Source organism: uncultured Alloprevotella sp. (assembly GCF_963536905.1).
Taxonomy (GTDB): domain Bacteria; phylum Bacteroidota; class Bacteroidia; order Bacteroidales; family Bacteroidaceae; genus Alloprevotella.
On record NZ_CAUTBW010000008.1, the window covers coordinates 30,032 to 44,801 of the forward strand.

The window sequence follows — 14,770 nt, forward strand, 5'->3', positions numbered from 1 at the left end:
CTGTACGATTTAAATTTAATCATAGTTGAATGTATAAATATCTTTGCCTTAATCGTTTTGTGATGCATATTTTTGCACGTGGAAAAATATTCTATTAAATAGAAAGAAACATTCAGTTCTGTCTATTTTACAGAACAAAAGAAGTCTCACAATAGAAGGACAATGTGACTCTTTCCTAGTTTTGAGTATTGTTGCTATTTATCCAATTATCAATGATTAAGTAAGAACTTAAAACTTAGACCGAAATCTTGAGTTGTTGTTGGGTAGGAACTTGACGTGAGTAATGGATTATTAGTTTGTCGATTATAGTAGGCCGTTATTGTGAGGAACTTCGAAAGAGTATAGTCAACCGTGAAACTTATTTGCAACGATTTGTTCCCGCTGGTTGCTTGTGTTAATCCCGTGAGAATATCACGATTAAGTGCGGCTTGGTTGCGAAATGAGAAATCAAAACGGATGTTAAGATCATTGCTAAATCCCCCGATATTCGCTGTAGTTTGCTGAGTATTTTCTTTGTTTCCTGCAGTTCCACGGCGATGCTTACTTTTTACAGTTCGCTTCGGCTGGAAGAGATTAAGATTATTAACCTTGTACCCGACACCTAAAACAATGTCGTTTGATCGTGACTCATTGATTTGTTGATTGGTCATAGAGAGCGCCACTACGCGAGTTTTACGCAGTTCTAGACGTGCCGAAAGGTTATTTAAGAAAGTCATATCAACACCGATGAGTGGAGAGAAGCTTTCATTGAGACTAACAACAGCAATATCGTATTGAGAACTTGGCGTTGGCAGTCCTGTTGTAACATCGTTAACGAAACCGAGTAGACCCATGTATTGCATCCATGATGTATAGGAATTATAAGCTCCCACACTAAAGATACTCTTATAAGAATGGTTTAGATTGAAGCTTCTAAAAACTTTCTTCATTGCATTGAGACGTGATAGACCACCATAGCTGATGCTCCAATTAGGAAGAATCTTACGCAGAGTAGGAAATAATTGTAATCTATCTGAAGAAGCTGTGTAGGCCTTGAGGAATGCAGGAATCATTACGTCTGCGGAGTAGGAATTTACTGTACCATTTGCAGAGTTGAAGGTTTGTCCGCTCAGTGAACTACCACTAGGGTATGTAGAACCTATATATTGTGATTCTACCTGTTCTCTAAATGCTGGTAATGAGGCTAGGAACTTGCGGAATGTTTTACTGTTATAGCCATTACGAGCATTTCCATAACTTTCAAAGGCAGAATTAATCGATATTGTGGTTTGAGTGAATGAGCCTGTTTGAATTATTGGCATTCCACTATACATGTATTGTATGCTGCGAGTTCGGTTTGTATTGCGAGTCGCAGTAAGATCTATTTTGAAATCACGAAAAGGCTCAAGTGTCGCACGGAATTGCCAATCTTCAGTGAGACTAGTAGTGGCAGGCGTAATAATAGAGTCAGACATAAGTAACCAATTTCGATCGGCTACTCGACGAATATAGTCATCATCTATTAAACCAAAAGCAAAATCAAGACCTGGACGCAATCCTTTATTAGATGCTTGACCGAAGAAGTCACCAATGTTTGGTAAGAATCCTGGTAAACTCATATTATATTTATTGCTATAGTTGGCGCTAACGTTTCTGACCATCATTAAACCTCGCGCTACATATTGGCCTACGTCGTAAAAAGCTTTATCTTGTGCTTTTTTCTTTGGTGTGACTGTTAACTTGATCTTCGCACTATCGCGTGTGAGGATTAAGATACGATCAGCATCAAGTATTTTATACTGGAGTTTTATACGCCTACCGTCCTCTGATAGTGCAGTTAGCGTGAATTTCTTTGTTTTCTGGTTATGCTGGACGGTTACCGTAGTATCTGTTTTCAGTTGGATTTCGCGTTCAAAACTTTTAGGTTTATTTTCATTATTCTTTTTAGATTGCTGGTTAGGGCGGGAGTTTCCTAATGCAGAGAATTTGCGATTAGCATTCTTTAGGAATGGGATATGATTATAAAGAGTTTCCATGTTGAGTCGTGCATTTGCACTAATGTCGCGACCCATATTGATGGTGTTACCTAACGAAGTTCCATCTTCTAATTCTGTACCACGAACCCAAGCATAGCTTGACTTGTAGGACGCGTCAATAGTAAGCCAATCAAAAAGAGGTATGAGATTGATTGGTAACCGCCAAGAGGCATCAAAACTTTGAGCATAGTTGAGTGGAGTACCGAATCCTCTAAGACTTTGCCATACAGAATCCTTCCAAGCACGGTATCGATCGGGGTACAGGTCCTTATTTACAGCTGTATAAGATTGTACGATTTCTGCATTAGTGCCTGAATTAAAATTTAGATGTAGGTTCTTTGTGAGATCCCAGCGAAGTTGGAAAGAACGATTCCACAGAAAATCTGAATTCCAGGTAAGTGGAAGAGATTGATTGTCGAGATTCTCTAAGTCGCGTTCTTGCAATTCATAATATGCTCGTGTAATATCCGAATTGAATCCTATGTTCTGTGGAAGATAGTTAAGCCCAAACCGTTTAAAGATTTGCCACCATTGACTGCGACTTTTGATGAACTTTTTGAAGGGTTCAAAAGTTCGATAATTGGGTGAATAGTTGTAATTGATATTCCATTTCCAATTTTGATCTTTTTCCCAAGCGGTAGTTTCTCCTGTTGTTTCTCTACTGGAATGTGCATAGGAAAAAGAGAAGTTTGCAGGATCGTACGGCATGGGATGATGGTGTGTTGTTATATTAAACCGGACTCCAGTTAGTGAGAAGTTTCTATTTTTTACTACCTTGTCTGCAATAGCTTCTAGTTCTTCTTTCTTTGTTTTAGTTGTTAAACCTCGCAGAGCTTCGTCCATAGGCATATCTGAATCCAAAGGATTGTAATGAGGCACAGTCTTTTCCTTTGAATACGAATAATACAAGGGAGCATTTAATTTTGCTTTCTCGGGAAGAAGTTTCCCGAGTTGGACATTGGTTGTCACATTGTATTCGTAGAGATTATTGTCACGACGTTGTGAAACACTTTCCTCTATACCGCCAAAGCCTTCTGTTTCTACGTGGCTACTGAGATCAACAGTTGCAAGGTCTGACAGTTTAATGTTAAGTGCAGCTTGTGCAGCCCATCCTCCCTTATTGTTAAAGTTTTGCAGACGTAATTCATTTGCCCAAACTTCTACATCTTGAACATCACGAGAATTATTGCGCACACCAATCATGACTGTGCGAATATCCCCTAATGTTGGGTTACCCATAATACTGATTTTATTGGCGGGCTTATTCGTATCATATTCAGAATAGAGCTGCCCATAAGATGCTAAACCCAAAGATTTCTGTTTGTTTCGATTACGTTTAACCATAGTAAGCGTTGTGAGGTCTATATCCAGCATGTTTTCTACGGGCCATACTTGAAGTGCACCGGCATTGGAGTTTGGATATAGTTTTGGTTGCGTAACGGTCAATGGTATTTCATATTCGTAGAAGTTAGATTTATAATCAGAACCTAAACGAATGAATATACTAATTTGCCCGTTGGAAACAGGGGGAGAACCAGCAAGAGAATTTGCATGGCTAAACATTTGAATATGCTTGTATTTGCGCAAATCCAAATTTGTATTCTTATATACAGCCTTGGCTGCTCCTGAAGAGAGCGAGCGAACCGTAAGTGCTAGACTTTGTTCATTATTTTGAAGCAGTTGATCATTTCCAGGATCTACAACACGACTTATACCAGGAGGGATAACATAGTTGACAGGTTGCTTCTCATTATTTTCTTCAAAGTTTACACTGCTTGGTTCGAGAGTGCCACTTCCGGTAGCCATCCCATTTGTGTAAAGAGGTTGCTCGTAGGCTCTCCAGTCGCCACGTATTAAGTTGAATGTGCCTAATCGAAGGACTACAGGTTTTTCGAATCCTGTAAGGAACATTCGGACAAATCGAATACTAGAAAAGTCACTGATACCTCCAACATTACGTTCGTAGCTCTCTATTGGGATTCGGAAAAGATACCACGTTATTTCAGGACTACTTCCATCTCTCAATTTTGAATTTGTTACACGAGAATCCACGATAAAGTTTTTACCTACAACCATATCATTGGGTGAGATGCTAACATGGTACTGGTAATACTTTTCGTATTCATTCATGGTATAGTCTGCATTGATATCCTCTGCATCTGGAGTTGTCTTATAAGCGGTCGAATATGATTCAGGTGAATTGTTGGCATCAGCAGAGTTACCATTAGGATTATTAATGTATTTGTATCTTTCCAGAATTGTTTTACGTTCTTTATCGTAGTCGGAACCGCGGAAATAATGATATTTGTCAGCAGAAGGTGCTGCTGCAATACTTTCATAGACGCTTGCAGATACACGTGTTTTAATTGCATCTAAAAAATGACGATATGCAGGAAATGTAGCTTCTTCTGCAGACGTAAGTCCATTGTATCCTACATCTTGTCTTTCGCGGGCACCACTTGCTGTATTGAATGCGTAGGTTACGCTCGTTTGTGAAGGAATACGTCCCCACGCAGTTTCGGTATAAAGTGAGCTATTGCCATCTATAGGCATACCACTCTCATAGAATTTTTTGCCATCTTTCAGAATATCTTCTGAAATCTCTCCCAAATTGAAATAAAGGTCCCCACTAAATGTCGTCCCTGATTGGCGGGCTTTGATAAAGGGGTCTTGTAGCCAAAATTCAATGTACTCAATATTAGATGTTTCAAAATCTGTCTGATCCAACGAGCGCATCAGTCCCCCCCAACGTTGTTTAGGATTGAGTAAGTGTCCATTAATATCCAGATTTGGATCTAAATTATAAGGCCCACGTTCAGAAGGATAATAGGCTATATTAAAAATATTCAAATAGTTACTTTCACGTGTGTCGACAGCTTTATTGGGGAAAAGATCAGATTTAGGGACCTCACGTACATCTGGATCAGAGAGCTGTGCAAGGTCTCCTTTGATATAGCTAGGAGTTAGTGAACTGTTTCGTCGAGTGAAAAGAGGATCTATGTAGTACCATGCAATTAACGCACGATTATAACCATAGCGAATATCGTTGTTTAGCTGAGATTCGCTAAACATAGAAGGTGTGCTGGAAATGACCCAATCTTTGGGATTAGAAATATCTATATTGCTACTGGTATTTTCAAAGTCATCAATATAGGATGCGTTACCTTGTGTTCCTTTGTTTTTACCCGCTATAAGCTGTGCAAATTCTGCAGAAAAATTGATAGAACTTGGCTCGGTCAGATGTATGAGAGGAAGTTTGTCAAAGAGGTTTGTCAGCCATTGGCTCTGATTCTTATACGCCATATTTAATCCCCATATGGTGTTATTGAGAGCTTCTGAGCCCATTGAGACCTTTGTAGTTAGCGGCTTTTCACTGAGGTGCATTACAGTTCCTCCTAACATGAAATTCCTTGAGAAATCATACTGCCAATTTAATCCCCATAACGTTTTACGTTGCAAACCATATTCTGTATCGCTTTCCAACGAAACATTGATAGGAGTTCCTGCGTCTAATAAAGATTTGTTTAAAATCTTTACTGTACCAGAATAATAATCTACGGTATAGTCAGAACCTTCAACAAGTCGAGCTCCGCCAGCTGTGACGATGACAGAACCTCTTGGAACATTGATAGCCCCAAGAGAAATTTCATCTTCGCGTGATGCTTTATATTGGCCTGTAATTAAGAATTTATCTTTTTCTGCGATCTGTTTTGCTATTGTCTTTGTCGAATCGTAAAGTTCTTGAAAGACAAATTTTTTAGCAATTGCAGTATTACCTATTACTTTTTCTAGATTGGAGCCAAAGGGTTCTACAGAAGTGAAAAACACTCGTCCATTTTCAGAATCTATTGTATATCCCTCAACAAAATCGAAATAAGCATTAGGATTCCGTTTATTGTTATTATCTAAACGATCTAAACCAATAAGCTGAATAATTTTTTTATCTTTTAGTCCGTTGATGGGAAGATAATTGAGATATACGCCCGTTGTATCAGAAAGGTATTTGATATCGAGTCTAAATTTATCTTTCTGTACATTATTAGCTCCTAAAGAATACACATTCTTCATCATTAAGTCCCAGTTTCCTTGCTCAGGAGTATTGGCTGTGTTTTTTAAAGACTTTACAAAGAGACAGCTAGAAGAGTTCTTCATGTCGGTTGAAAATTCACCCACTTGATAACTAGTGCCTCTGAAAGTGTATTCAAAGGCAATTGCGAGAACCTGGTCTGTTTGTAGAGTACTTTTTAATGAAATGTAGCCGAGCGTCTTATTTAGAATGTATTCTGAGGGACTAAGGAGGCGAGCTGATTCTAATTTTTCATAATCAGTCCCTCCTCTTAACCCATATCCATCTAGTATGGTTGTTGCTGTAGCAATATCTCGTGCTCCAGATAGACTACTAGTTAGTGTAGAATAGAGTGTATTAGAATTATTAGAAGGATTTACGATGCTTCCTCTGCTCCATAGAGAGTTCTTGGTATGTATGTTTTCACCTAAGTCTGTAAAAGCAATAATATTTCGTGTATTTGTCGTTTGTCCTGTTTTGTTGGTTACCCAAATTTCTACTCGATTGATAGTGACACCACTTAAAATATTAGGCAGTTGTGCCATATTTTTGTCATAGTTGTCTCGGAAGAAATGCGCTAAAAAGAAGTGACGGCGTTCGTCGTAATCGTCCGCACTAAATTCAAAGTTGCTAAGTTGTACACCTCCATTTGACTTTACGCTTTGTGTAGAACTCTTCTTTTGTGCAAGTATTGTTTGAAGCTTTAACTTTCCAAATTGTAAATCTGTGCGTACACCAAAAAGAGAAGTAGCACCACGTACTAGAGAATTATTTGTGGGCATTGAAACGTTTCCTGCTTCAATAAGCTTGACTATTTCGTCTTCTTTCCCTTCATATTGGAGCTTTAGTTTTTGAGCATCGAAGTTAAATGTGGCATCAGAGTTATAATTGAACTCCATACCCATTTTATCTCCTATATTCCCATTGACGCTAAGGTTTATCTTTTCATCAAAGTCGAAGCCGAAGACCTTTCTATTTCTTTCAGAAAGAGAAGGGTTATCAACGGCACGAGTGTTTGCGCCTAGTTTTAATTCAGCTGTTCCTTGCGTTTTTATTCTAACTCCTCCAGGGCCAAATATTTTGCTAGCGGGCCCTAAGTCAAATTTCATATCAGTGAAGTCAAATTTCTCCTTTCCTTTACTTTGTGCGTCTTCTGCATTCTTCTTACGGAAAAAATCTCGAAAGGATTGATGGATGAAAGATGAATTGACATCTTCCTCTGTCATCATAAGTGGAGTAGATATCCAATTCTCTCCCAGTTTTGTTCCAAACTGATAAGTTCCAGTATTTTCATCGTAGAAAATACCTGTAGTTAAGTTTTCTGGATCTTTTAGATCTGTGGAAGAGGAGGTTTTAGATTTTAAATTCTGTTGAACTGTTTGTTTTACAGGAAAATGGATAGTGTCTGCAGGTATATCATACAAGCTGTGCTCTACTTCGTTGTTTGCTTTTTGTACAATCGTTTTAGCATCAAAGTAAAGAGGTATAGCATTTCTTGCTGCAAAAGAAGTTGTTACTATAGCAAGTAAAGTAATGATTATTTTAGCGGTCTGATGTTTCAAAGTAAAACGTCCTTATGTTTAGAATTAAAGCATTTTTAGTGCTAGCTTAATAATGTCTTCAACTGTTATACTCGGGTTTTCTTTTGAAATCTCAATAACAGCCTTTTGAGCTGAGGCTGGTGAAAAACCTAAAGTTTGGAGTGCTCCTATCGCTTCTTCAATATCAGCAGTGATGTTTGTTCGTTTGGCGGTAGATGAGGACGAACTCTCAAATTTTATTACTTTATCTTTCAATTCTACGATAATTCGTTGTGCTGCCTTTGGTCCAATTCCTTTCACGCTTTTAAGACTTCGAACATCATCACTCTGAATAACTCCAATAAGATCTTTAGGAGTAAAAGCAGAGAGAATCATGCGTGCTGTTTGCCCTCCAACTCCACTAATTCCAATTAAGAGACGAAAAAAATCTCGTTCTAAGGTGGAGTAAAAGCCAAAAAAATTGTGAGTATCTTCGCGAATATCTTCGTGTACATACAACGTTCCTTCTTCTTTACCTTGAAGTGAGGAGTATGTGTTGAGAGATATAAAAAATAAATATCCTATGCCTGTAGTTTCTATGACAGCTTCTGCTGGAGTCAAATTTGTTATTTTCCCCGTTATGTATTCAATCATTTTTTTCGTTGTAGTGCTTAATTATACAAAAAACGGCTTAAGGGCCGTTTTATTGTTTATTCAATGCGAAGAATATAATCTATATTGTCTTTAGGAATAGTTATCTTAAATTTTAAGATTCCATTTCTCTGTCTAAAAGGTATATTTGAGTTCTCTTTTAATGCGGTGATTTTTTTGATTCTCTTGGAGATCGGAATGGACATCTCTTGCCTAGATCCTTTTTCGTTTAAAAAGTGAAGATAGAGAATGTTTTCTCTCTGAGTTGAAACGATGCTGTCTCCTTGTTTAAAATTACCTGCACTTGTTCCATAAATACTTTCCCCATATTCTTTGAGCCAAATTCCTATTTGGGTTAATCTAGCGAGTGCTGTATCAGGTAAACTTCCATCTGGTTGTGGTCCAATATTAAGGAGGAGATTTGCTCCCTTTCCACTTGTTTTGACAAGTAGTTGGATAAGTTCTTTCGGGCTTTTATAGTTTTGATCTTTTACTTTATATCCCCACATTCCATTCATCGTTTGGCATGTTTCGAGGGGTAATCTTCCAATCGTTTGTCCTGATAATCCTGCCTTGTTTTCCCCTGGCACATCTCTTTCAAAGATTTGAATATCCTCTCCTTCGAAAGGGTGCTGATGATGATTGTTTCCAATCAAGCATTGAGGTTGTAGGCGGTGTATGTTATCATAAATTTCATTAAACTGCCAATTAAAAGGAATAGAATCTTCGTCATGATCCCACCATCCGTCAAACCAAATAGCTCTGATATTACCATAATTACAAAGAAGCTCTGTCAGTTGATTATTCATAAATGCTAGATAACTGGGCCAGTTTCCTGTCTTTGATGCATGTATTCTCTTGGTGCCGAGTCCTGTTCTTCCTAACGGGTAATCTTCTCGTGTCCAGTCAAGAAGTGAATAGTAGAGATGTAAGGAAATACCTTGTTTGTGACACTCATCTGCTAATTCCTTTACGATATCTTTGCCGTACGGAGTATTCATAATGTTGTAGTCACTCTGCTTCGTGTCCCACAGAGAAAAGCCGTCGTGGTGTCGAGTTGTAAATGTTATGTATTTTGCTCCACTTGCTTTTATTGCCTCTACCCATTTCTCTGCGTTAAAGTTATGCGGGTAGAACGCTTGTGCCGATTTTGCATATTCATGACAATCTATATTTTCATTTGTCATATACCATTCGCCTTGTCCGAAAATAGAATATAATCCCCAATGAAGGAAAATGCCGAACTTATCGTTTGCAAAATCATTCCTGGATTGAATATTTTCTTGTGTTGGTTTATAACTCTGAGCAAAAGATGAAAGAAAAGAAAATAAGAAAATTACTACAATAATCTTTTTCATACGAATCTAACATTTTATCTTTTAAGTGTGTGAAATGGATCGCTTATTTTAACGGTGTTGAGAGAAAATACTTCTTTTAGTGTGATTTCTATCGTTTCTTCTGCAATATTCTTAAAAAATATTCATAATAGCAAATGTTTTTGAGAAATCCTTCTCTATTAGGATTCTTGACAATAGTGCTGCAACAGATTAAAATATTTGTGAAATTTGTGTCATAAGACAATAATTTGTACATTTGCCTGAATAATATAAATATTTAATTATGCTAACAATTTCACACCGTGCAGAGATGATGCCGATGTCACCTATACGTAAATTGGCACCTTTAGCAGAGCAAGCGAAAGCTCGTGGAATCAAAGTGTATCATCTAAATATTGGACAACCAGATTTACCGACTCCCGAAGAAGGCTTAGAGGCGTTAAAGCATGTCACCCGTACAACGTTAGAATACAGTCCAAGTGAAGGTTTTTTTTCCTATAGAGAGAAATTAACTCATTATTATAGCAAGTATAATATATCTCTTTCTCCAGACGATATAATAATAACTACCGGGGGCTCAGAGGCTGTCTTGTTTGCTTTTATGACTTGTTTGAATCCAGGAGATGAAATTATAATGCCAGAACCCGGCTATGCAAATTATAAATCATTTGCAATAGCTGCAGGAGCTAAAATTAAAACGATTGCGACCACGATAGAGGAAGGATTTGCTTTACCTAAAGTGGAAGAATTTGAAAAGCTAATCAATCAGCATACTAAGGCAATAATGATTTGCAATCCCAATAATCCAACGGGATATTTGTACACGCGTCGTGAAATGAATCAAATCAGGGATTTAGTTAGTAAGTATAATCTGTATTTATTTAGTGATGAGGTTTATAGAGAATTCATATATACAGGCTCTCCCTATATAAGTGCTTTTCATCTTGATGGCATCGAACAAAATGTTATTTTGATTGATTCCGTTTCTAAGCGTTATAGCGAATGTGGTATTCGTATTGGAGCATTAATTACAAAGAACGAAAAGGTACGTGAAGCCGTAATGAAATTTTGTCAGGCACGTTTGAGTCCTCCTCTTTTAGGACAGATTGTTGCCGAGGCTTCTATGGATGCAGGACCAGAATACAGTATGGCTTGTTATGAAGACTATGTAGATCGACGCAAGTGTTTGATAGATGGACTTAATAGGATTCCTGGTGTATATTCTCCTATACCGATGGGAGCTTTCTATACGGTTGCTAAGCTACCAGTAGATGATGCTGAGAAGTTTTGTGCTTGGTGTCTAACAGATTTTGAGTACGAGGGAGAAACTATAATGTTGGCGCCGGCTGCTGGATTCTATGTGACGCAAAATGCGGGGGGTGATGAGGTTCGAATAGCTTATGTTTTGAAGAATGCGGATCTGAGTCGAGCTCTATTGATACTTCGTAAAGCCTTGGAATGTTATAATCAAAAATAATAAAAGAAAAGAGTCTGTTTAAGTTATGAATCTTTTTTTAGCCAATCGTTTCTTTAGAAATAATTCGCAAAGAAAACGGAAGGCATCTGTTCCTGCCATTCATATTGCAACTTTGGGTGTTGCATTAGGCTTGGTTGTGATGATATTAAGTGTATGTGTTGTTCGTGGCTTTAAATTTGAAATAACAAATAAGCTCACGGGCTTTGCTTCGCATATAGAGATATTGGATATAAACTCTTTTAGTTCTCCTGAAAGCTATCCAATATCTGTTAATCCACAGCTGATTTCTAAAATTTCTCATCTTCCAAACGTAGAGAAAGTTCAGTATTTTTCTGAGAAAATGGGAATACTTAAAACTGACAATGATTTTCAAGCTGTGAGTATAAAAGGAATTGGGGAGAACTATGATACCTCTTTCATTGCTCAAAGTATAATTTCTGGTAAAATGCCACAACTGAGTAATAGTACTCCTTCGAATGATATTATTATCTCAAAAATGATGAGCGATGCCTTAAACCTGCGCGTGGGCGATAGAGTTTTTGCATACTTCTTTGAGAACACTGTGAAGATGCGCCGCTTTCGAGTTTCAGCAATATATCAAACGAACTTAAAACAGTTTGACAAAACATTTGTTTTAACAAATCTAGCCTCTGTTAATCAATTGAATGGATGGAATACAACTCAAACTAGTTGCTTGGAAGTTCGATTGAATAATATGAAAACTATGACTAGTGCCACCTCTCAAGTAAGAACTTTGCTAAAGAATCTTCCAGATAATCAGTCAAAATCTTATTATGTGCTACCTTTAACTGAAAACCCACGTACTGCTAGCGTGTTGAATTGGTTAGGACTTTTGGATATGAATATCTGGGTTATTCTGATTCTTGTGGCCCTTGTTGCAGCTTTCTCAATGATTAGTGGGCTGTTGATTTTGATTTTAGAGAGGACCAATACAATAGGGATATTGAAAGCTATGGGAGCAACAAACGCTCGAGTTCGACATATCTTTTTATTGTATGCTTTGATGATTGTGGGGCGTGGTCTTCTCATTGGCAATACTGTAGGATTAATCTTAGTTTGGTTTCAATATCAGTTTGGAATGATAAAGTTGGATCCTGCGACATACTATGTATCCGCAGTTCCTGTAGATGTAAATGTTGGAATAATCCTATTGCTTAATGTCGCAACTGTGTTGATAACATTACTAGCTATGCTGGGGCCAAGTTTTATGATAAGTAGAATCCAACCAGCCAAGGCTATCCGAACAGAATAAAAAACTTTTCCTAGTCTTCAAAGAAAAGGAATCTCCTTTTGTTCATTTGGTATGCCTTTTTCAGTACAGAGCAGTATTTAAGAATTTCCTTATCACGTTTAAGAATTTCCTTATTGTGCCAACTGATGCAATAGGGATATCAGTTGGCAGCCTTATTGTATCGTTTTCTTTGAGGCAAATAAAATTCTAGTGGAAGGTAAAGAGAAATAGGAGATATTTGGAAGTGAACTTAAGAAAGATGCATTTGTGGTTATAGAAACAATATAAAGAGAACTTAAACGATTGTAATAAAGCTGAGTGCTAAAAAATTTATAAAGTGCCCTCATAACTCTATAAATATCGATTATGGTGTTTCTATCGTAATACTATGCCGTTGTCTGAGTTCTTTTAAAATATGCTTTGGGAAATTATACGTCTGGTGTATTGCTCTGGTTTAAACTATCATTTAAACACATTTTTGGCTCATTTATATAAAAATTTTGCTTTATGAAATGAAATTCATAATTTTGGCATCGGTAAGTATTTCGAAATACATTGATCATGAATAGGTTTTTTTGTCTTTTTATTGTCTCTTTACTCTTGGCAATAACATCTTTGGCTAATATTCCCACTCGTCCTGCATTCATATATCAACAAGCAGATGGTAGTGAGATTTCTGTTATATCGATATCTAAAGAATCCTTGATATATTATCTTACACAGGATGGTAAAGTATTATTTTATAATTCGCAAAATAATAGCCTTTGCTATGCTATCTCTTCGGAAGATGGATTTAAATCATCTCTGGTTGTAGCTCATTCCGTAAATAATAGAAATAAGGAAGAACAGCATTTTGTCGCTAAATCTGCATTAAGTGAAGACGCTTTATCAAATCAAATTCTACCGAAGAGAATTGAGAAAAAAACATTTGCTACTGTAAATTCTAATGGCTTAGGAACTTATGGAGTCTCAGGAAAAGGCGCAGTTAAGAGTATTGGCTCTCCCAAAATTCCTATAATTATGGTGGAGTTTGCGGATACGAAATTCCAATCTACAACGACTAAGGAAAAGCTTACTCGCTTCTTTAATGAGCCTGGATATAAAGATGAAAAGTATTGTAAGGGTAGTGTTCGTGATTACTTTATTTCGCAAAGTAAAGGCCTTTTTACTCCGAATTATGTGATTGTTGCAAAAGTTGAAGTGGGAGCTGGCTATGCTCATTATGGAGCTGATGAAAACGGACATCGAGATACAAGATGCTTAGAGTTTGTTCAGGAGGTCTTGGAAAAGGCTAATGCCGCAGGTGTTGATTTTTCTCAGTTTCTTGTTGATGGGAAAATCCCACTAGTCGGAATTTTTTTTGCAGGAATGGGAGAACATAATACAGAACGCATAAGTGGTTCTCAGGATTATCTTTGGCCGCATTTTCGTTCCCTTGACGCCCAAGAAGTTAAGATCAATGGATATAAGGTAGGTTCATATTATGTGGGCAATGAAACAAATCCACAGTTTGTATCTAAGGTCTATTCTGGAAAACAGGTTTTTGCAGGAATGGGCATTATGGTTCATGAATTTGGCCATGCGCTTGGTTTACCTGACTTTTATAATACTCGGGGAAAAATTGTTGACGAGAAAGGTGATACCATTAAAAATATGGACTATTGGAGCGTGATGGATTATGGACAATATGCCTATAATGGCTATAGACCGATTGGTTATAATGCCTATGAGCGTTCTGTTTTGGGTTGGCAACGTGTAGTGGATCTTAAAGATTCTCTTCAATACAAGCTTTATAGTTTTGCAAATGAATCTGCTGATAGTGTTTCATGTTATCGCATTGTAAATCCTGTTAATGACAAGGAATATTTCTTATTGGAGAATCGTCAAGTGGACACCTGGTATCCTTCTTTTATGGGAACAGGGTTGCTGATTACACATGTTGATTATAATCAGTCTGCGTGGGTGGCTAATATTTTGAATAATATTACAGATCATCCGCGTTTTACTTATGTTCCAGCTGATGGTAATAAGGCAGGAGTTTATCTTGCATCTTGGGCAGGCTATCAAAATGATCTTTTCCCAGGGACTACAAACTCGTCTGAGTTCTTTGACGATAACTTGCTATATTCTCGCTGGGCATCTGCTTATATAGGGCGTTTCAAGACTCATTTATATAATATTGCAGTAAATAATGGACTTGTGAGTTTCGATTATGGAAAAGTTCAGACAGGAATTGCCTCTACTGAAGTATTCCAAACGAATCTAGAGGGAGTATATGATCTCCAAGGTCGCAAAGTTCAGCACCCAGCTCATGGCTTATATATTCAGAATGGACGGAAAGTGTTTATTAAGTAGACAGACGTGGAACATATAAGATAATCTACTGGGCAATTGGATTTTATCTTGAATCTGATTGCCTAGTTTGTATGTAGAATCTTTGTGTTATGGAGAG

General features: G+C 37.4%; 6 protein-coding genes. 3 read left to right on the top strand and 3 right to left on the bottom strand.

Annotated features, from left to right (window positions below; all coding sequences use genetic code 11):
* Window positions 1-209 precede the first annotated feature (209 nt).
* From sprA to ABLA33_RS02440, 3 genes are read right to left on the bottom strand one after another with little or no spacing between them, the layout of a single operon-like run.
* Complete coding sequence (gene sprA / locus ABLA33_RS02430; RefSeq protein WP_347719102.1) at window positions 210-7,643, bottom strand: cell surface protein SprA; 7,434 nt, start codon at window positions 7,641-7,643, stop codon at window positions 210-212.
* Window positions 7,644-7,667: 24 nt separating this feature from the next.
* Window positions 7,668-8,255, bottom strand: coding sequence for a Holliday junction branch migration protein RuvA (gene ruvA, locus ABLA33_RS02435; RefSeq protein WP_311490467.1), 588 nt, complete (start codon window positions 8,253-8,255; stop codon window positions 7,668-7,670).
* A 56-nt stretch (window positions 8,256-8,311) separates the two neighbouring features.
* Complete coding sequence (locus tag ABLA33_RS02440; protein ID WP_347719103.1) at window positions 8,312-9,610, bottom strand: alpha-L-fucosidase; 1,299 nt, start codon at window positions 9,608-9,610, stop codon at window positions 8,312-8,314.
* 262 nt (window positions 9,611-9,872) lie between these two features.
* Between ABLA33_RS02440 and ABLA33_RS02445 the strand changes: the two genes are divergently transcribed.
* The 3 genes from ABLA33_RS02445 (at window position 9,873) to ABLA33_RS02455 (ending at window position 14,673) form a co-directional block, all read left to right on the top strand.
* Window positions 9,873-11,066, top strand: coding sequence for a pyridoxal phosphate-dependent aminotransferase (locus ABLA33_RS02445; RefSeq protein ID WP_347719104.1), 1,194 nt, complete (start codon window positions 9,873-9,875; stop codon window positions 11,064-11,066).
* 25 nt (window positions 11,067-11,091) lie between these two features.
* Window positions 11,092-12,339, top strand: a complete 1,248-nt coding sequence (locus ABLA33_RS02450) for an FtsX-like permease family protein (RefSeq protein ID WP_347719105.1) — start codon at window positions 11,092-11,094, stop codon at window positions 12,337-12,339.
* Window positions 12,340-12,879: 540 nt separating this feature from the next.
* Window positions 12,880-14,673, top strand: coding sequence for a M6 family metalloprotease domain-containing protein (locus ABLA33_RS02455; protein WP_347719106.1), 1,794 nt, complete (start codon window positions 12,880-12,882; stop codon window positions 14,671-14,673).
* The last annotated feature ends 97 nt before the right edge of the window (window positions 14,674-14,770 follow it).